Source organism: Roseovarius mucosus (assembly GCF_002080415.1).
GTDB lineage: Bacteria > Pseudomonadota > Alphaproteobacteria > Rhodobacterales > Rhodobacteraceae > Roseovarius > Roseovarius mucosus_A.
In genome coordinates this window covers 1,496,163-1,514,372 of the sequence record NZ_CP020474.1, presented here as the reverse complement: position 1 = coordinate 1,514,372, position 18,210 = coordinate 1,496,163, and the positions used below count along the sequence as shown (strand labels likewise).

Here is an 18,210-nt window from a genome sequence, read left to right as displayed (position 1 = left end):
AGGGCCGGAGAGATGGCAATTCTGGACAAACACGCAATCCTGGAAAAGAACGTCACGCTCTTGGCGATCTTTGCCTTCCTTGTCGTCACGGTTGGGGGGATCGTGCAGATCGCCCCGCTGTTCTGGCTTGAAAACACCATCGAGGATGTAGAGGGCATGCGCCCCTACTCTCCGCTGGAGTTGACGGGCCGCGATATCTACATCCGCGAGGGCTGTTACGTCTGCCATAGTCAGATGATCCGCCCGATGCGCGATGAGGTCGAGCGCTATGGGCACTATTCGCTGGCGGCGGAGTCGAAATATGACCACCCGTTCCAGTGGGGGTCCAAGCGGACGGGGCCGGATCTGGCCCGTGTCGGCGGGCGCTATTCGGATGACTGGCATGTCGATCACCTGCGCGACCCGCAGTCGGTTGTGCCAGAGTCGGTGATGCCGAAATATGGCTTTCTCGAAAACCGGATGATCGAGCCTGCGCATATCGAGGATCTGCTCAAGACACATCGTTTGGTGGGCGTGCCCTATAGTGACGAGATGATCGAGAACGCCAAGGCTGACTTTATGGTGCAGATTGATCCCGATGGCGATACCGAGGGTCTCTTGGCGCGCTATCCCAAGGCACAAGTGCGCAATTTCGACGGGCAGCCCGGGATTTCCGAGGCGGATGCGCTGATCGCCTATCTGCAAATGCTGGGGACGCTGGTTGATTTCTCGACCTTCACCCCGGACGCGAGCCGGTAAGGGAGCGAACCGATGGAAACCTATTCGCTGTTGCGTGAATTTGCCGATAGCTGGATGTTGCTGGCACTCTTTACGTTCTTTGTTGGCGTCGTGTTCTGGGTGTTCCGCCCCGGCGCCACCAAGAGCTATGAGAACCCGTCAACCATCCCGTTCCGGCACGAAGACAAACCGGCCCCGACCAACGGCGCCCGGCACGAGGAGGCATGAGACATGGCCAAACAACCCAATAAGAAGAACCAAGAGGTCGAAACCACCGGCCATCAATGGGACGGGATTGAAGAGTATAACAATCCCCTGCCGCGCTGGTGGCTGTGGACGTTTTACGCCTGTATCGTCTGGGCGCTGTGGTATGTGGTGGCCTATCCGGCATGGCCGCTGGTTCAGGGGGCCACGGCTGGCTACAAAGGCTGGTCGACGCGCGCCAATGTGGCGGTCGAATTGGCCGAGGCCGAAGCCGCCAATGCCGAGATCAACGCCAGGCTGGCCTCGGTCGAACTGACCGAGATTGCCGGTGATCCTGAATTGCAGGGCTATGCCACATCGGCGGGTAATGCCGTGTTCAAAACATGGTGCGCGCAGTGCCATGGCTCGGGGGCGGCAGGTGTTCAGGCGGGTGGCTATCCCAACCTTCTGGATAACGACTGGCTCTGGGGCGGCACGATCGAGGACATTCATGCCACGATCGCCCATGGTATCCGCAACGAGGAAGATCCGGATGCGCGCTATTCGCAGATGCCTGCCTTTGGTGACATTCTCGAATCGGCGCAGATTGATCAGGTGGTCAACTATGTGATGTCGCTGTCTGGTGAGCCGCAGGATGCCACGTTGGTTTCCGATGGTCAGGCCGTGTTCATGGACAATTGCGCGGCATGCCATGGCGAGGCCGCAGAGGGCGATATCTATCAGGGCGCGCCGAACCTTGCCGATGCGATCTGGCTCTATGGTGGATCATTCGACACGATCAAGGAAACGGTGATCTATTCGCGCTTTGGCGTGATGCCGGCGATGGGCGGGGCCGACCTGAGCGAAGCCGAAATTCGCGCCGTGGCGATCTATGTCCACCAGCTTGGCGGCGGCGAGTAAGCGCCAGCCCTAAAAGAATACCCCGAGCCGCAAAGCTCGGGGTTAGGCACCGGTCCTTCCGTTCTGTTCGCGCGTTTCCTGGAAGGGCCGGTGCTGATTACCCATAGGTTCAGTGCAACTGTCAACTGGTTGGCCCCCTTGTGGGCCTTTTTTGTTTTGCGCCTCAGTAGCGGCGGCGTCCGATAAGATGCGCTTCGATCTCGGCCCCTGTCCGCGTGCCAAAGCGGTCTGCCGGGGGCCAGTGAAGAGGGGTCTGACGCGGCGGGGCTTGATCCATACGGGTGGCGTTCATGAAAGTATTGGCAAGAATTCCGAGCATTGTTTCGTCCTTTCGATCTGGCATTTCTGTGTTCATTATGCAGAAAACGGACGTAAATAACGAATCTGGAAAAATTTCGATTTGTAAGATATGGTTACATGATGGATTGGCTGTCTCTTCCTCCTTTGACCGCATTGCGGGCCTTTGCGGCCTTGGCCGAAACCGGCGGCACGGTGGCTGCGGGTGACCGGCTCAATGTTAGTCATGCGGCGGTAAGCCAACAGATCAAGCAGCTTGAGGCGCATATAGGCCTGGCGCTTGTGGACCGTAGCGGGCGGCAATTGCGCCTGACCGCAGAAGGCCAATATCTGGCGGATGCCCTGTCGCTTGGCTTTGGCGCGATTGCGCGCGCGGTCGAATCGCTTTCGCAGCGCAATTCCGAGCGTCCTTTGCAGATCTCGACCACACCGAGTTTTGCGGCGCACTGGCTGATGCCTTGCTTGGGTGATTTTCGCCATCGCCATCCTGACATTGACCTTATGATCGACCCGACCCCGCGGTTGGTTGCGCTAGAGCCGGGCGGTATAGACATCGCAATCCGCTATGGGCCCGGTAAATGGCCGGGGCTAGAGGCAGAGCTGCTATTCTCTTCGCCCATTGTCGCGGTGGCTGCCCCCCGCCTTATTGAGGGGCGGCGGATCGAAGAGCCATCAGATCTGGCCGATTTGCCTTGGCTGCAGGAATTCGGCACCAATGAGGCAAGCGACTGGCTGCGCCGTCGGGGTGTCACACGCGAGCGGGCAGCCGGGCTGATGCAGGTGCCGGGCAACCTGTTGCTGGACGGATTGCGCGACGGGCAGGGGGTTGCTGTGACGGTTCTGGACTGGGTGCGTCAGGATATCGCGGCGGGTCGCCTACGGCTCTTGTTTCAAGACCATGAAGACAGCGGTTATCATGTGGTGGCGCGTCCTGGCGTGCTGCGCCCTGCGGCGCGGACCTTTGTGGTCTGGCTGCGGCGCATGGCTCGACAACATAGCGTGGCGCAATAGATCGATTCAGGATTCAGAATTTGATGCAGGTCAAAGCTGTTGCGCCCGCATCCTGACAGAACACGATCAAGAGAATGATCATACCGGAGTATGTCCGTGGCCGATTCCCATCCAACCGAACCGCAATCCCTCTATGCTGCGCGCGAACCGGTGTTTCCCAAGAAGGTGTATGGCAAGTTCCGCAACCTGAAGTGGGTCATTATGATCGTCACCTTGGGCATCTATTATGTGACGCCTTGGATTCGCTGGGATCGGGGGGCTGCGCTGCCGGATCAGGCGGTTTTGCTGGATCTCGCCAATCGGCGGTTTTTCTTTTTCTGGATCGAGATTTGGCCACACGAGTTCTATTTCGTGGCCGGTCTTTTGGTGATGGCGGGCTTGGGGCTATTCTTGTTCACCTCGGCGCTGGGCCGGGTGTGGTGTGGCTATGCCTGTCCTCAAACGGTCTGGACTGACCTTTTCATTCTGGTCGAGCGTTGGATCGAGGGGGATCGCAATGCGCGGCTGCGCCTGCATCGGCAGAAGAAATGGGATGTTCGCAAGGCACGTCTGCGGCTGACCAAGTGGATCACATGGCTATTGATTGCGGTGGCCACGGGGGGCGCTTGGGTGTTTTACTTCACCGATGCGCCGACGCTGTTGGTCGATCTCTTTACCCTCGACGCCCATCCTATCGCCTATACCACGATTGCGGTGCTGACCGGCACGACGTTCTTTTTCGGCGGGTTCGCGCGCGAGCAGATTTGCATCTATGCCTGCCCCTGGCCGCGCATTCAGGCCGCGATGATGGACGAGGACACGCTGACCGTCGGCTATCGCGAATGGCGGGGCGAGCCGCGCAAGAATTCAGAGGCGGTCAAAGAGGGCGCGCCGCAAGGTGATTGCATCGACTGTATGGCTTGCGTCAATGTTTGCCCGGTGGGGATCGACATTCGCGACGGGCAGCAGTTGGAGTGCATCACCTGTGCGCTTTGTATCGACGCCTGCGATGACATCATGGCCAAGATCGGCAAGCCGCGTGGTCTGATCGACTATATGGCCTTTACCGATGAAGAGGCAGAGCGGGCGGGCGGCAAGCCCAAACCGATCTTCAAACATATCCTGCGCCCACGCACGATCCTCTACACCGCGCTCTGGTCGCTGGTGGGGATCGGGCTTGTGTTTGCGCTGTTCATCCGGTCGGATATCGACCTGACTGTCGCACCGGTGCGTAATCCGACCTATGTCACCCTGTCCGATGGCTCGATCCGCAATACCTATGAGGTGCGCATCCGCAACATGCAGCACGAGACGCGCGAATTCGAGGTTACGGTCAAGGGCAGCCCGGCCATTGCTGTCGAACTGGAGGGGGCGGAAGCGGGCCGGATCAGCGTTGCCGCCGATGAAATGTACCTGCAGCGGGTTTATCTGGTGGCACCGCCGGGCTCTGAGCCCGCCACGGCCGAGCGCAGCGATGTGCGGATCTGGATCGAGGATCTGACCAATGGCGAGCGCGCCTATAAGGACACAGTCTTTAACGGAAAGGGAGAATGATGGCCGAGCGTCAAATCACCGGCAGGCATGTGTTGATCGGCTTTGTCGGGGCTTTTTCCGTGATCATCGGCGTCAATCTGGTGCTGGCGTATTCAGCGGTGCGAACCTTTCCGGGGCTTGAGGTCAAGAATTCCTATGTGGCCAGTCAGGAATTCAACGAACGCAAAGCCGCGCAAGAGGGGCTGGGCTGGACCGTGGTGGCGGATCACGCGGGCGGGCTCTTGATGCTGCATATCACCGATGTGGCTGGCAATCCCGTCGAGGTGGCGCAGCTTGAGGCGACCGTGGGGCGGGCCACCCATGTGCAGGACGACCAGACGCCCGACTTCAGCTATGATGGGCAGGCCTATGTTGCCCCGATGGATTTGGGCGATGGCAACTGGAACATCCGCATGAAGGCTTGGGATCGTGACGGCACTCTTTTTCAACAGCGTGTCGTTCTGCATAAGGAATAGACCATGACCGCCACGATGCGCCCCTCGCCTTCGGCTTGTCCGGCCTGCGCTGCCGCCCCGGCGGCCGAGGCTTTGGCGGCAAGCGCCTTGCCACGGGCGCAAATTGCGTTGTCTTTGCCCACAATTCACTGTTCGGCCTGCATTTCCAAGATCGAGCGGGCGCTCGCTGCGGATAGCCGGGTGAATTCGGCGCGTGTCAACCTGACCCTAAAAAGGGCCAGCATTGACGCGGCTCCAGGCGTGACCGCCGAAGAGATGCGCACGCTGGTTGAGGGGCTGGGATACGAGGCCTATGAACTGGATCAAGGCACGCTGAACGCCACGGCGAATGACCGCGCCGGGCGCGACCTCTTGATGCGGTTGGCTGTTGCCGGATTCGCCAGCATGAATGTCATGCTGTTGTCGGTCTCGGTGTGGTCCGGGGCCGAGGACGCAACGCGCGATATGTTCCATTGGATTTCCGCCGCGATCACCCTGCCGGCGATTGCCTTTTCCGGTGTGCCGTTCTTTCGCAATGCCTGGGCCGCGCTGCGCAACGGGCGGCTCAATATGGATGTGCCGATTGTGCTGGCGATTGTGCTGGCTATCATCACCTCGCTTTGGGAAACCATGCTGTCGGGCCATCATGCCTATTTCGATGCAGCGATGGCGCTCACGTTCTTTCTGCTTGCGGGGCGGTATCTGGATCACCGGACGCGGGCGATAGCGCGCTCTGCGGCAGAGGAGCTGACCGCGCTCGAGGTGCCACGCGCGACGCGGCTGGTCGATGGCGTAGAAGACGTTGTCAACGTCGCACAGCTGGCCGTTGGTGATCTGATCCTCGTACGGCCCGGTGGGCGGATGCCGGTGGATGGCGAGATTGTCAGCGGCACGTCCGAGATCGACCGCTCGCTTTTGACGGGCGAGACCCTGCCGGTTTTTGCGGGATTGGGGCAGGTGGTGAGTGCAGGTGAAGTGAACCTGACCGGGCCACTCACGATTCGCGCCACGGCGGTGGGGCGTGAAACCTCGCTGCACCGCATGGCCGATCTGGTGGCCATCGCGGAGTCGGGGCGCTCGCGCTATACCTCTCTGGCCGATAGCGCCGCCAAGCTCTATGCGCCGGGGGTGCATATCCTTGCGGGGCTCAGCTTTCTGGGCTGGTATCTCTACACATGGGATGTGCGCACCGCGCTCAATATCGCCGCTGCGGTTTTGATCATCACCTGCCCTTGCGCGCTGGGGCTGGCGGTGCCTGCGGTCACGACGGCGGCCTCTGGGCGGCTGTTCCGGCGGGGGATGTTGATTAAGCATGAAACGGCGCTGGAGCGGTTGGCACAGGTGGACACGGTCGTGTTTGACAAGACCGGCACGTTGACCACCGGCGCGCCGCAAGTCACCAATCTGGATGACCTGCCGCGTGAGGCGGTGGAATTGGCGTTGGGGTTGGCGCAGGGGTCTTCGCATCCGCTTGCGCAGTCGATTACCCGCGCTGCGCGCGCGGCGGGGATTGTGGCGGCTGACCTTACAGACCTCACAGAAGTGCCCGGATATGGAACCAAGGCCAGCTATATGGGCCAAGAGATCCGCTTGGGGCGCGCCAGCTGGACCGGGGCGCAGGGCCGCGCCGAGACGGCGACCTTTCTCAAGGTTGCTGATCAGGCACCGCTCGCCTTTACCTTTGCTGATGCGCTGCGGCCCGGTGCCGCCGAGGCAGTGCAGGGGTTGATGGATCAGGGCAAGCGGGTGATCCTGATTTCCGGCGATACCACTCCTGCGGTCGAGGCGCTTGCCACGCGCCTTGGCATTCCGCAGTGGATGGCCGAGGCGCTGCCCGCCGACAAGGCGGCGCGCGTGGCGGCATTGACCGCCGACGGGGCGCATGTGCTGATGGTGGGCGACGGGCTCAACGATACGGCCGCCTTGGCCGGGGCGCATGTGTCAATATCGCCGGCTACGGCGCTTGATGCCGCGCGGGTGGCGTCGGATATCGTGCTTTTGGGCAATGACCTTGCGCCAATTGCCGCAGCTTGCGTGACGGCGAAATCCGCCACGCGCCGCATTCGCGAAAACTTTCAGATCGCTACGGTCTATAACGTCATTGCCGTGCCATTGGCCGTGGTGGGGCTGTGTTCACCGCTCATTGCGGCCTTGGCCATGTCGCTGAGTTCGATCACCGTATCCCTCAACGCGCTGAGATTGAGATAAGCGATGAATATCCTCACCTATCTGATCCCGATTTCCCTGATCCTTGGGGGCGTCGGGCTTGTGGCGTTTGTGTATACGGTGCGCTCAAACCAATATGACGATCCTGAGGGCGACTCGCGGCGCATTCTGTCCGACGATTGGGATGATCGCCCCAAACCCTGACACTGATTTCATCTGGCCGGAAATACCTCGGGGGTTTGGGGGCTGGCCCCCAATCCGCCGTGTGCTCAGCTTGGGCCGATCATGAAGCAGGTGACTTTCTTGGCTTGAAGGCGGCGACAGGCAAGATCGGCGCTTTCGCGGGTCATGCCCATGAAATTGGCGTCGAATCCGGCGGGGCGTTGCACCACTTTGCGCAGGCTGCCATCCAGTGTCGCCATCTCGTTCAACGCCGTTTGCAAAAGCATCTGGCGCGCCTTGTATTCGCTGGAATAGCGGCCCACGTTGATCCCCCAATGCCGCCCGCCAGAGGTAGAGACGCGGGTCACGACCTCGGGTTCTGGTTCCGGTGCGGGGGCGCTGGCCAGCACAATCTCGGTCGGGCGCTGTTCCGGGCGGATTTCGGGGGTGACAGCGGCGCTGCCTTGGGGCAGGGGGGCGGGTTCTGTTGTGGCTGTTGCGACCTGTTGGGCGGCCAGTAGCGCGCGTTCGATGTCATCCCGCGCGGCGATGGCTGGTATCGGGGCGGCGGGCAAGGGGCGCGATTGCGGGCGCAGGCTCTTGACTACAGCGGCAGCGGTGGTGAGGCGCACGGTCTTGGCGGCGACGCTTGGGCGGTCCTCGCCTGCGGCGATCATCACCGGGGCGGTGCCAAGTTTGCCCAGATAAGGCGGGCGCGCCGGGCGATGCACGGCAACCTGCGTCGGTGCCTTGTTAAAGCCCAAGTCCAAAAGCTCGGCCACCTTGGCATTGCGCGAGGCGGTGGATTGGCCGCCAAAGACGGTGGCAATGATCCGTTCGCCATTGCGCTCGGCGCTGGCGGTCAGGTTGAACCCTGCGGCGCGTGTATAGCCCGTCTTGATCCCGTCAGCCCCGCGGTAAGCCTCGAGCAGGCGGCGATTGGTGTGGCTGACCGACGTCACGCCAGCATCGGTGGTGATGCGGGAGAAGAGGTTGTAATATTGCGGAAAATCATAAAACAGGTGCCGCCCCAGAATAGTCATATCGCGGGCGGTGGACAGATGGCCATTCTCGGTCAGCCCATGGGCATTCTTGAAAGTGGTGCGCGTCATGCCAAGCGCCTCGGCGGTGCGATTCATACGGCGGGCGAATTGCGCCTCGGACCCTTCGATCGCCTCGCCAAGGGCGGTGGCGGCATCATTGGCGGATTTCACCGCTGCGGCGCGGATGAGATAGCGCAGCGCAATCGAGCTGCCCGCGCGCACGCCAAGTTTGCTGGGCGGTTCAGACGCGGCGTGTTTGGAAATCACGACTTTGTCGTCAAGGCCGATTTCGCCATTCTCGATCGCCTCGAAGACCACGTAGAGCGTCATCATCTTGGTTAATGAGGCCGGGTGCAGCCGCGTGTCTGCGTTGTTGGAATAAAGCACCTCGCCATTGCGGGCGTCCATCACCAATGCTGCATAGGGTGCGGCGACCGCGCTCAGCGGCACAATCACCAGCATCCAGAAAGTTGCGAACGCCACCAAGCCCCAACGGACCGGCTGTCTGCCCCGTGTTTTCATAGAACCGCTCTTTTACTGCCTCGCGCCGCCGGTTTTCCGGCTGGCATTGATTTATAGCTTTAGCGTATCACAACCATGTTTTCGTTTAAAGTGTTCATTTGAATAGATTTTTGAGATGCGCTGACAAGATGTGGTGGGGGGAGTAGTTCAAACCCCTAGATCAATGACGGGTCAAAAAAATGGCCCGGACAAGCGCCGGGCCATTGTGTGTCTTTGGATCAGGGATCAGTTCAGCGCCGCATCGCTGATCACATGGGTCCACGCGCCATCACCGGGATGCGCGCTGATCACCGGGTCAGAGCCGCCCGAGAGCAGCGATTGCACCGTGCGCTCGTAATCCTCGGGGTCGAGCGCGCCGTTGGAGCCTGCGGTCAGCTTGGCCACCTCGGTCATCATGCGGATCTGGTGCTCTTCGGTCTGCGCGCCGGTTGCGTCATTGTCGAGCACGATCATCGCGGCCTCTTCGGGGTTTTCCTCGGCCCATTTCCAGCCCTTCATCGAGGCGCGCACAAAGCGCGTCAGTTTGTCCACCTCTGCTGGATCGCTCAGCTTTTCTTCTAGAACGTAAAGCCCGTCTTCCAGCGTGGCGACGCCTTGATCCTCGTATTTGAAGGTGATGAGCTGATCCTCGGTGATGCCTGCGTCGATCACCTGCCAGTATTCGTTATAGGTCATGGTCGAAATGCAATCGGCCTGTTTCTGCAACAGGGGATCGACGTTGAAGCCCTGTTTGAGCACGGTCACGCCGTCGGCCCCGCCTTCGGTTGGAATGCCCAGCTGGCTCATCCAGGACAGGAACGGAAACTCATTGCCAAAGAACCAGACCCCGAGCGTGCGCCCCGGAAAATCCGCAGGCCCCGTGACGCCGGTTTCCTTGAGGCAGGTCAGCATCATGCCCGAGGATTTGAAGGGCTGTGCGATATTCACCAGTGGCAGCCCCTTTTCCCGGGCCGAAAGGGCGGCGGGCATCCATTCCACGGTGACATCCGCGCCACCCCCTGCGATCACCTGCGTGGGGGCGATATCCGGCCCGCCCGGCTTGATCGTGACGTCGAGGTCTTCTTCCTCGTAAAAGCCCTTGTCGAGGGCCACGTAATAGCCCGCGAATTGTGCTTGCGTCACCCATTTGAGTTGCAGCGTCAGATCATCCGCCGCCTGCGCCATGCCTGCGACGCTTGCCAGTGCGGCGAGGCTGAATAGTCCTGTCAGTTTCTTCATGGTTCTCTCCCGTGTTGGTGGTTTCTTGATCTTATGCCCGGCTCCGTTGGGACGGATGCCAGAATGTCACTGCCTTTTCCACAAGCGCCACAGCGCCGTAAAATCCAGAGCCCGCGATGGCCGCGACCACGATTTCGGCCCAGACCAGATCGAGCGCCAGTTGCCCGACCGAGGTCGAGATGCGGAATCCCATGCCCTTGATGGGCGAGCCAAAGAACTCTGCCACAATCGCCCCGATCAGCGCCAGAGTTGTCGCGATCTTGAGCCCGTTGAAGATAAAGGGCATCGCAGCGGGCAGGCGCAGCTTGAACAGGGTTTGCCAATAGCCAGCGGCATAGGTGCGCATCAGGTCGCGCTGCATGGCGTCGGTATCCGTCAGGCCCTGAACGGTGTTCACCAGCATGGGAAAGAACACCATGACAACGACGACCGCCGCCTTGGACTGCCAGTCAAAGCCGAACCACATCACCAGAATGGGGGCCATGCCAATGATCGGCAGAGCGGCCACGAAATTGCCCACGGGCAGCAGGCCGCGTTGCAGGAAGGGAAAACGGTCGATGGCGATGGCGGTCAGGAAGGCCGCACCGCAGCCCATGATATAGCCGGTCAGCGCGCCCTTGAGCGCCGTCTGCACGAAATCGGCCCAAAGGATATGGGTGGATTTGGCGAAGGTTGCGGCAATGGCGGTGGGCGCAGGCAAAAGGACCGGTGAGATGGCAAGGCCCCGCACCAGACATTCCCAGATCACCACGATGGTAAGGCCAAAGATCACAGGCACCAATAGCCGCGTGGCCCGTGTTTTAGGCCCGTGCGACAGGCGGGAATTGATCCCCCAGCCAAGCGCCCATGTCAGCACTCCAAGCGCGAGCCACCCCATCACGCCATCCCCATGCGTTTCAGCGTGATCCGCTGGATCAGGCCAATCAGCCCTACCAGAACCGCCGCCAGTGTCGCCGCCATGATGAGCGCCGACCAAATCTGGATGGTCTGGCCATAATAGCTGCCAGCCAGCAGGCGCGCGCCAAGGCCCGCGACAGCACCTGTGGGCAATTCGCCAACGATGGCCCCCACAAGGCTTGCCGCCATGCCGACCTTGAGCGAGGTAAAGAGATAGGGCATCGACGAGGGCAGGCGCAGCCGCCAGAATGTTTGGCTGGCGCTCGCGTTCCAGGTGCGCATCTGGTCAAGCTGCATGGGTGTAGGGCTGCGCAGCCCCTTGACCATGCCGACGACGACCGGAAAGAACGACAGATACATCGAGATCATCGCCTTGGGCAGCAGCCCTGAAATGCCCACGGCATTCAGCACAACGATAATCATCGGGGCAATCGCCAGAATGGGAATGGTCTGGCTCGCGATGACCCAAGGCATCACGCTCATGTCCATGGTGCGGTTATAGACGATGCCGATGGCCAGCGCGACGCCAAGGGCGGTGCCAAGAACGAACCCGAGCGCTGTGGCGCTGAAGGTGATCCAACTGTGATAAAAGAGCGAGCGTTTGGAAAATCCGCGCCCCTCCAGCACCATGGCACCGGTGGTGTTCCATATCTCGGTGACAACCTGATGCGGCGCGGGTAGCTTGGGTTTGTCCTGAGACCAAGTGTCCGCCACCAGTGCGCTCATGGTCAACGTCTCGCCTGCCCGCGCCGCCTGATCCCGCGCCCATTGCGCGTTGAGCGCCACAGCGGCGGCATACCAGAGCGCCAGAAGCGTGGCGACGATGGTAAGAACAGGCAGGAGATTGCGCATCATAGCCCCGCTGCTGTCAGAGGGGAGGGGGCGCACTGCGAAAAGCGGGCGTCAGAGGTCATCGCTATGCCCTGCACGCAGCCCCTCGCGGACGCGATGGGCGATGTCGAGGAATTCCGGCGTTTCGCGGATGTCGAGCGGGCGAACGCGCGGCAGCGTGCTCTCGATCACATCGGTGATACGACCGGGGCGGGGCGACATCACCACGATCTTGGTGCTCAGATACACCGCCTCGAGGATGGAATGGGTGACGAAACAGATCGTCTTGTTGGTGCGATCCCAGAGATGCAAGAGTTGTTCGTTGAGATGATCGCGCACGATCTCATCAAGCGCGCCAAAGGGTTCATCCATCAAAAGCAGATCGGCATCAAAGGCAAGCGCGCGGGCGATGCTGGCGCGCTGCTGCATGCCCCCGGAAAGCTGCCAAGGGTATTTCCGCTCGAACCCCGCGAGATCGACCAGTTCCAGCACGCGCTTGACGCGGGCCTCCTGATCGTCGCGCGCATAGCCCATAATCTCGAGCGGCAGGCGGATATTGCCGCCGATGGTGCGCCACGGATAAAGCCCCGCCGCCTGAAACACATAGCCATAGGCGCGCGATTTGCGTGCCTCTTCGGCGCTGGCCCCATTGACGGTCAGGCTGCCGCCGGTGGGATGCTCCAGATCGGCCATGCAGCGTAGAAAGGTGGTCTTGCCACAGCCAGACGGGCCGATGAAGCTGACGAAATCGCCCTTCTCGACCTCAAGGCTCACGTCCTTGAGCGCGTGGACCGGCCCGTCGCCGGTCTGAAATGTCAGCGACAGATCGCGCGCGCTGATGACTGTATTGCTGCTCAAACCCTATCCCCTGCTGGCCCGGTCGCTACTGCGCCCGGCTGGCTGATGCTTGTCAAGAGGCGCGCCCGGCCATGAGGGCCGCGCGCGCCATATTCTCAGATCCCCGCCGGGATATTCAGCGGGTCGCGCTGGATCATCTTGGGGGCGGTCAGCGCCTTCCATTTTGACAGCGCCTGATGGGCCGAAGGAAAGGCCGGGCGAGGCACAAAGCGGCCGCGCCCCGGTTGCGGCTGCGAGTTTTGTCCCCAGGCCCAGATCACCTCGCCACGGCTGATTGTATAGCGCGGCTGCGCCTTGACCTCGAACCCCTCAAAGACATTGTAATCAAGGATGGAATGGTGGTTGGAGGCGCTGATCGTCTTGGTGATCTTGGGGTCCCAGACCACGAGATCGGCATCGGCACCTTCGACAATCGCGCCCTTCTTGGGGTAGATGTTCAGGATCTTGGCCACGTTGGACGAGGTGACGGCGACGAATTCGTTGAGCGTCAGTCGCCCGGTTTCCACACCATGCGTCCAGAGCACGGCAAGCCGTTCCTCGAGCCCGTTGGAGCCATTGGGGATGATGCGGAAATCGTTGCGCCCGGCGCGTTTCTGCGCGGTGGAAAAGGCGGCGTGATCGGTGGCGACCACTTGTAGTGACCCCGCCTGCAACCCGGCCCAGAGGCTATCCTGATGATCCTTGGAGCGGAACGGGGGCGACATGACGCGGCGCGCGGCATGGTCCCAATCCTTGTTGAAATACTCGGATTCGTCCAGTGTCAGGAATTGAACCAGCGGTTCGCCGTAAACGCGCATGCCCTTTTGCCGCGCGCGCCGGATCGCCTCATGCGCCTGTTCGCAAGACACATGCACGATATAAAGCGGCACGCCCGCCGCGTCGGCGATGCAGATGGCACGATTGGCGGCCTCGCCTTCGAATTCGGGGGGGCGGGAATAGGCGTGGCCCTCTGGCCCGGTGATCCCCTGATCAAAGTATTTCTGCTGCATCTCGGCCACCAGATCGCCGTTTTCGGCATGAACCATCGGCAGCGCGCCCAGTTCGGCACAGCGTTTGAACGAGGCGAACATCTCATCATCCTCGATCATCAAGGCCCCCTTGTAGGCCATGAAATGCTTGAAGGAATTGACGCCCATATCGACGGCGTCCTTCATTTCGTTGAACACGGTTTCATTCCAGCCGGTGATGGCCATGTGATAGCCGATGTCAGAGCAAATCTGCGGCGCGCTCTTGCGGTGCCAGTCGTTGATGGCGTTCTTGATGCTGCCATCGGCACCGGGCAGGCAGAAATCAACGATCATGGTCGTGCCGCCACAGGCCGCCGCCCATGTGCCGGTTTCAAAGGTTTCTGCGGCGGTGGTGCCCATGAAGGGCATTTCCAGATGGGTATGCGGGTCAATGCCGCCGGGGATGACATAGGCATCTGTGGCGTCGATCGTGCTGTCGCCCTTCAGGTCTGTGCCGATCTGTTTGATGGTTTCGCCTTCAATCAGCACATCGGCCTTCCATGTGCGGTCGGCGGTGACGACGGTGCCGTTCTTGATGACTTTGGTGGTCATTGGGGGTCTCCCTGTCTTTGTGCCGCGTGGGCGTTCATCTGGCTCTAAATACCTCGGGGGTTTGGGGGCTGGCCCCCAATCACTCCACCACCTCCGCCGTTTCCAGCACGGCATGCAGGAGCACATCTGTGCCGGCGCGCGCCCAGTCCGGTGTGATTTCCTCGGCCTCGTTATGGCTCAGCCCGTCCTTGCAGGGGCACATGACCATGGTGGTGGGATACACTTTGTTGATCCAGCAGGCATCGTGACCCGCGCCCGAGACGATGTCCATATGGCTATAGCCCAGCCGGTCGGCGGCGTCGCGCACGCGGGCGGTGAGGGTTTCGTCAAAGGCGGGTGGGTCGAAGGCCCCGACGACTTCGGCGCTGAATTTCACGCCCACGTCTGCGCATAGGCCGGGGGCGGTGGACATGAGTTCCTCTGCCATGGCCTCGAGTGTTTCCAGAACGTGAGAGCGGAAATCGACGGTGAACACCACCTTTTCTGGGATCACGTTGCGGCTGTTGGGGTAGACGTCGATATGGCCAATCGCGCCCACGGCATTAGGTTGATATTGCAGGGCAATTTCATGCACCAGTTCGGTGACCCGCGCCAGCCCGCGCCCGGCGTTGCGGCGCATATACATGGGCGTCGATCCGGTGTGCTGGCCTTTGCCTGTGACCGTGCATTCGATCCAGCGCAGGCCCTGCCCGTGGGTGACGACGCCGATCTGTTTGCCTTCGGCCTCCAAGATCGGGCCTTGTTCGATGTGCAGCTCGAAAAACGCGTGCATCTGGCGCGCGCCAACCTTTTCCGGGCCTTTCCAGCCGATACGCTCCAATTCATCGCCAAAGCGTTTGCCCTTTGCATCCACCCGGTCATAGGCCCAATCGCGATCCATAACGCCTGCAAAGACGCCCGAGGCCAGCATCGCGGGGGCAAAGCGGGTGCCTTCTTCGTTGGTCCAGTTTGTAAGGACGATCGGGTGCTTGGTTTTGATATCCAGATCATTCAGGGTGCGGATGAGTTCGAGCCCGGCCAGCACGCCCAAGACGCCATCATATTTGCCGCCCGTGGGCTGCGTGTCGAGATGGGAGCCGACATAGACCGGCAAAGCCTGCGGGTCGGTCCCCTCTCGGCGGGCGAACATATTGCCCATTTCATCCACGCCCATGGTCAGGCCCGCCGCAGTGCACCAGGTTTGAAAGAGAGCGCGCCCCTCGGCATCTTCATCCGTCAGGGTCTGGCGGTTGTTGCCGCCCGCGATACCGGGGCCGATCTTGGCCATCTCCATCAGGCTGTCCCAGAGCCGGGTGCTGTTGATCTTGAGGTTTTCGCCGGGTGCTGCCATGGGATTGCTCGCTTTTTTACCATTTGGTAAACTTACGATTGCTTGGGGCATGGGCAGTGTCAAGATTCGTCTTGGGGCCAGCCCCTGATCTGGCTAAGCTGGGCAACGGGGCGCTGAAAAATGTGCCTTGCAAGGAAAGGAAGAGGATGCCGCAATCCCCCGCTGCGCAGGCCGGTCGTAAATCCAGCCGGATCCAAGTGCGCAACCGCAAGCGGATTCTGGAGGCGGCGCTTGAGGTGTTTTCCACCCATGGCTATCGCGGCGCGACGCTGGATCAGATCGCGGCAGAGGCGGGGCTGAGCAAGCCAAACATCCTCTATTATTTCGAGGGCAAGGAAGAGATTCACGTCACCTTGCTCAATCAGTTGCTGGATGCCTGGTTGGCCCCGTTGCGCGCGATTGATCCGCAAGGGGAACCGCTGGACGAGTTGATGGGCTATGTGCACCGCAAGCTGGAGATGTCGCGCGATCTGCCGCGCGAAAGCCGGCTGTTTGCGAATGAGATCCTGCAAGGTGCGCCGCGCATGGTGCCACATCTCGACAGTGTGCTGAAGCCGCTGGTCGATCAGACCGCAGCGGTGATCGAGGGTTGGTGCGTGCAGGGCAAATTGGCGCCGGTCGATCCGCGCCATCTGCTGTTTTCGATCTGGGCCACAACGCAGCATTATGCCGATTTCGAGGCGCAGGTGGGGGTGCTGATGGGCGAAGTGGATGTTCATACCGGGGCGGCGGCGCATCTGGAGGCGCTGTTTCGGCGGCTTCTGACGCCGGGTTTAATCGTGGAGAATAGCTAGAAACCAGCCGCTCGGACTTTGTGTCTGGCCAAAAACGCGTCGATTTGCCAGAAGGTAAGGAATAGAGGCGCAGTGGGGCAATTGCCTTGCGCCACATGAGGGACGACGAGCACGGCATGCAGATTGAACAGACTAACCTACCCGGCGTGGTGATCCTCACGCCCGCCCGTCATGGCGATACGCGTGGCTTTTTCAGCGAGAGTTGGAACCGGCGGCGCATGCAAGAGGCTGGGATCACGATTGATTTCGTGCAGGACAACCATTCGCTGTCAGAGCAGGTGGGTACGGTGCGGGGGCTGCATTTTCAATCGCCGCCGCATGCACAGGCCAAGCTGGTGCGCTGTGGGCGTGGGGCGCTTTATGATGTTGCGGTGGATATTCGGCGCGGCAGCCCGACCTATGGGCAATGGGTGGGCGTGGACCTGAGTTTTGAGAACGGGCGTCAATTGCTGATCCCCGAGGGGTTCTTGCACGGTTTCGTGACGCGCGCGCCGATGACCGAGATCATCTATAAATGTTCGGATTACTACGCGCCTGAGTGCGATGGTGCGGTGCGGTTCGATGATCCAGAGATTAACATTGATTGGGGGATTGATCCCGCGGCGGCGGTGCTGAGCGGTAAGGATGCCAAAGCGCCCTTGCTACGCGAGTTTGTGAGCCCTTTTGTTTATGAGGCCAAGGCATGAGGCTTTTGATCACGGGCGGGGCCGGGTTCATCGGGTCGGCGGTGGTGCGGCTGGCGGTGGCGCGGGGGCATGAGGTGATCAACCTCGATGCGCTGACCTATGCCGCCTGCCTCGAGAATGTGGCGAGCGTGGCGGACAGCCCGCTCTATACATTTGTGCATGCCGATATCCGCGACCGCGCGGCCCTTGACCGGGTGTTTGCCACCCATGCGCCCGACGCGGTGCTGCATCTGGCCGCCGAGAGCCATGTGGACCGTTCGATTGATGGCCCCGGCACCTTTGTCGAGACCAATATTACCGGCACCTACAACCTCTTGGAGGCGGCGCGCGGGTATTGGCAGGCGCGAAACAAGCCCGAGGGGTTTCGGTTTCAGCATATTTCGACCGATGAGGTGTACGGCTCTTTGCCAAGTGACCCAAGGATCAAGTTTACCGAAGACACGCCCTATGATCCGCGCAGCCCCTATTCAGCGTCCAAGGCGGCGTCGGATCATTTGGTGCGCGCGTGGCACGAGACCTATGGCTTGCCCATTCTGATCACCAATTGCTCGAACAATTACGGCCCGTTCCATTTCCCGGAAAAGCTTATTCCGGTGATCATTCTCAACGCTTTGGCGGGCAAGCCGTTGCCGATTTACGGCGATGGGTCGAACGTGCGCGACTGGCTCTATGTCGAGGATCACGCCGAGGCGCTCTTGACGGTGCTGGAACGGGGCGTGCCGGGGCGGTCCTATAACATCGGCGGCGAGAATGAGCTGAGCAACCTGGACTTGGTGCGTAAGCTTTGCGCGGTGCTGGATGAATTGGCCCCGCGCGACGATGGTCTGTCTTATGCCGCGCAGATCAGCTTTGTCACAGACCGTCCGGGGCATGATGCGCGCTATGCGATTGATCCCACACGCATCCGGGCCGAATTGGGCTGGCGGCCCTCGGTGACGGTGGACGAAGGGGTGCGGCGCACAGTGCGGTGGTATCTGGAGAATGAGGCGTGGTGGCGCGCGCTCTTGGCGCGCGACGGTGTTGGCAAGCGGTTGGGCGCAGGCTGAGC

Annotated in this window: 19 protein-coding genes; 11 read left to right on the top strand and 8 right to left on the bottom strand. The window is 61.0% G+C overall.

The window, feature by feature from the left end; all coding sequences use genetic code 11:
- The first annotated feature begins 12 nt into the window (after positions 1 to 12).
- Genes ccoO through ccoP form a run of 3 tightly spaced genes read left to right on the top strand, consistent with a single transcriptional unit; the run spans position 13 to position 1,821 of the window.
- The gene (ccoO, locus tag ROSMUCSMR3_RS07445; protein ID WP_008281594.1) at positions 13 to 738 is read left to right on the top strand and encodes a cytochrome-c oxidase, cbb3-type subunit II; all 726 of its coding nucleotides are present in this window, start codon (positions 13 to 15) and stop codon (positions 736 to 738) included.
- A 12-nt stretch (positions 739 to 750) separates the two neighbouring features.
- The gene (locus ROSMUCSMR3_RS07440) at positions 751 to 945 is read left to right on the top strand and encodes a CcoQ/FixQ family Cbb3-type cytochrome c oxidase assembly chaperone (RefSeq protein WP_008281595.1); all 195 of its coding nucleotides are present in this window, start codon (positions 751 to 753) and stop codon (positions 943 to 945) included.
- A gap of 3 nt (positions 946 to 948) precedes the next feature.
- Positions 949 to 1,821 carry a cytochrome-c oxidase, cbb3-type subunit III gene (ccoP, locus tag ROSMUCSMR3_RS07435; RefSeq protein WP_008281596.1) on the top strand — a complete coding sequence of 291 codons (873 nt, stop codon included), beginning with the start codon at positions 949 to 951 and terminating at the stop codon, positions 1,819 to 1,821.
- 163 nt (positions 1,822 to 1,984) lie between these two features.
- Here the strand turns inward: ccoP and ROSMUCSMR3_RS21090 are convergent, their stop codons facing one another.
- Entirely contained in the window at positions 1,985 to 2,140 is a 156-nt protein-coding gene (locus ROSMUCSMR3_RS21090) for a hypothetical protein (protein ID WP_157132409.1), read from the bottom strand.
- A 101-nt stretch (positions 2,141 to 2,241) separates the two neighbouring features.
- On the opposite strand from ROSMUCSMR3_RS21090, the gene ROSMUCSMR3_RS07430 reads away from it, so the two are divergent.
- The 5 genes from ROSMUCSMR3_RS07430 to ccoS all read left to right on the top strand — a co-directional run bounded on the left by ROSMUCSMR3_RS07430 (position 2,242) and on the right by ccoS (position 7,466).
- A complete protein-coding gene (locus ROSMUCSMR3_RS07430; RefSeq protein WP_037298142.1) occupies positions 2,242 to 3,129 on the top strand; it encodes a LysR family transcriptional regulator in 888 nt (295 codons plus the stop codon).
- A 90-nt stretch (positions 3,130 to 3,219) separates the two neighbouring features.
- Positions 3,220 to 4,662: a cytochrome c oxidase accessory protein CcoG gene (ccoG, locus tag ROSMUCSMR3_RS07425; RefSeq protein ID WP_375554253.1), complete on the top strand. Its 1,443-nt coding sequence runs from the start codon at positions 3,220 to 3,222 to the stop codon at positions 4,660 to 4,662.
- Positions 4,659 to 5,117, top strand: a complete 459-nt coding sequence (locus ROSMUCSMR3_RS07420; protein WP_008281601.1) for a FixH family protein — start codon at positions 4,659 to 4,661, stop codon at positions 5,115 to 5,117. The genes ccoG and ROSMUCSMR3_RS07420 overlap by 4 nt, the downstream gene beginning before the upstream one ends.
- Positions 5,118 to 5,120: 3 nt before the next feature.
- On the top strand, positions 5,121 to 7,304 hold the full coding sequence (locus ROSMUCSMR3_RS07415) for a heavy metal translocating P-type ATPase (protein WP_081506914.1): 2,184 nt from the start codon (positions 5,121 to 5,123) through the stop codon (positions 7,302 to 7,304).
- Between the two features lie 3 nt (positions 7,305 to 7,307).
- Entirely contained in the window at positions 7,308 to 7,466 is a 159-nt protein-coding gene (ccoS, locus tag ROSMUCSMR3_RS07410; RefSeq protein ID WP_008281603.1) for a cbb3-type cytochrome oxidase assembly protein CcoS, read from the top strand.
- A 65-nt stretch (positions 7,467 to 7,531) separates the two neighbouring features.
- Here the strand turns inward: ccoS and ROSMUCSMR3_RS07405 are convergent, their stop codons facing one another.
- The 7 genes from ROSMUCSMR3_RS07405 to ROSMUCSMR3_RS07375 form a co-directional block, all read right to left on the bottom strand.
- Positions 7,532 to 8,989 carry a D-alanyl-D-alanine carboxypeptidase family protein gene (locus ROSMUCSMR3_RS07405; protein ID WP_037298006.1) on the bottom strand — a complete coding sequence of 486 codons (1,458 nt, stop codon included), beginning with the start codon at positions 8,987 to 8,989 and terminating at the stop codon, positions 7,532 to 7,534.
- Positions 8,990 to 9,214: 225 nt separating this feature from the next.
- A complete protein-coding gene (locus ROSMUCSMR3_RS07400; RefSeq protein ID WP_037298008.1) occupies positions 9,215 to 10,207 on the bottom strand; it encodes an ABC transporter substrate-binding protein in 993 nt (330 codons plus the stop codon).
- A 31-nt stretch (positions 10,208 to 10,238) separates the two neighbouring features.
- Positions 10,239 to 11,084 (bottom strand): ABC transporter permease, encoded by an 846-nt coding sequence (locus ROSMUCSMR3_RS07395; RefSeq protein ID WP_081506913.1) that lies wholly within the window; start codon positions 11,082 to 11,084, stop codon positions 10,239 to 10,241.
- Positions 11,084 to 11,959 carry an ABC transporter permease gene (locus tag ROSMUCSMR3_RS07390; RefSeq protein ID WP_081506912.1) on the bottom strand — a complete coding sequence of 292 codons (876 nt, stop codon included), beginning with the start codon at positions 11,957 to 11,959 and terminating at the stop codon, positions 11,084 to 11,086. The genes ROSMUCSMR3_RS07395 and ROSMUCSMR3_RS07390 overlap by 1 nt, the downstream gene beginning before the upstream one ends.
- 48 nt (positions 11,960 to 12,007) lie before the next feature.
- On the bottom strand, positions 12,008 to 12,793 hold the full coding sequence (locus tag ROSMUCSMR3_RS07385; RefSeq protein WP_081506911.1) for an ABC transporter ATP-binding protein: 786 nt from the start codon (positions 12,791 to 12,793) through the stop codon (positions 12,008 to 12,010).
- Positions 12,794 to 12,888: 95 nt separating this feature from the next.
- Positions 12,889 to 14,352 carry a dihydropyrimidinase gene (hydA, locus tag ROSMUCSMR3_RS07380; RefSeq protein WP_081506910.1) on the bottom strand — a complete coding sequence of 488 codons (1,464 nt, stop codon included), beginning with the start codon at positions 14,350 to 14,352 and terminating at the stop codon, positions 12,889 to 12,891.
- 79 nt (positions 14,353 to 14,431) lie between these two features.
- On the bottom strand, positions 14,432 to 15,682 hold the full coding sequence (locus tag ROSMUCSMR3_RS07375; RefSeq protein ID WP_081506909.1) for a Zn-dependent hydrolase: 1,251 nt from the start codon (positions 15,680 to 15,682) through the stop codon (positions 14,432 to 14,434).
- A 146-nt stretch (positions 15,683 to 15,828) separates the two neighbouring features.
- Between ROSMUCSMR3_RS07375 and ROSMUCSMR3_RS07370 the strand changes: the two genes are divergently transcribed.
- The 3 genes from ROSMUCSMR3_RS07370 to rfbB all read left to right on the top strand — a co-directional run bounded on the left by ROSMUCSMR3_RS07370 (position 15,829) and on the right by rfbB (position 18,208).
- Complete coding sequence (locus ROSMUCSMR3_RS07370; protein WP_081506908.1) at positions 15,829 to 16,476, top strand: TetR family transcriptional regulator C-terminal domain-containing protein; 648 nt, start codon at positions 15,829 to 15,831, stop codon at positions 16,474 to 16,476.
- Between the two features lie 116 nt (positions 16,477 to 16,592).
- The gene (gene rfbC, locus ROSMUCSMR3_RS07365) at positions 16,593 to 17,162 is read left to right on the top strand and encodes a dTDP-4-dehydrorhamnose 3,5-epimerase (protein ID WP_081506907.1); all 570 of its coding nucleotides are present in this window, start codon (positions 16,593 to 16,595) and stop codon (positions 17,160 to 17,162) included.
- On the top strand, positions 17,159 to 18,208 hold the full coding sequence (gene rfbB / locus ROSMUCSMR3_RS07360; RefSeq protein WP_081506906.1) for a dTDP-glucose 4,6-dehydratase: 1,050 nt from the start codon (positions 17,159 to 17,161) through the stop codon (positions 18,206 to 18,208). Before rfbC ends, rfbB begins: the two co-directional genes overlap by 4 nt.
- Positions 18,209 to 18,210 lie beyond the last annotated feature (2 nt).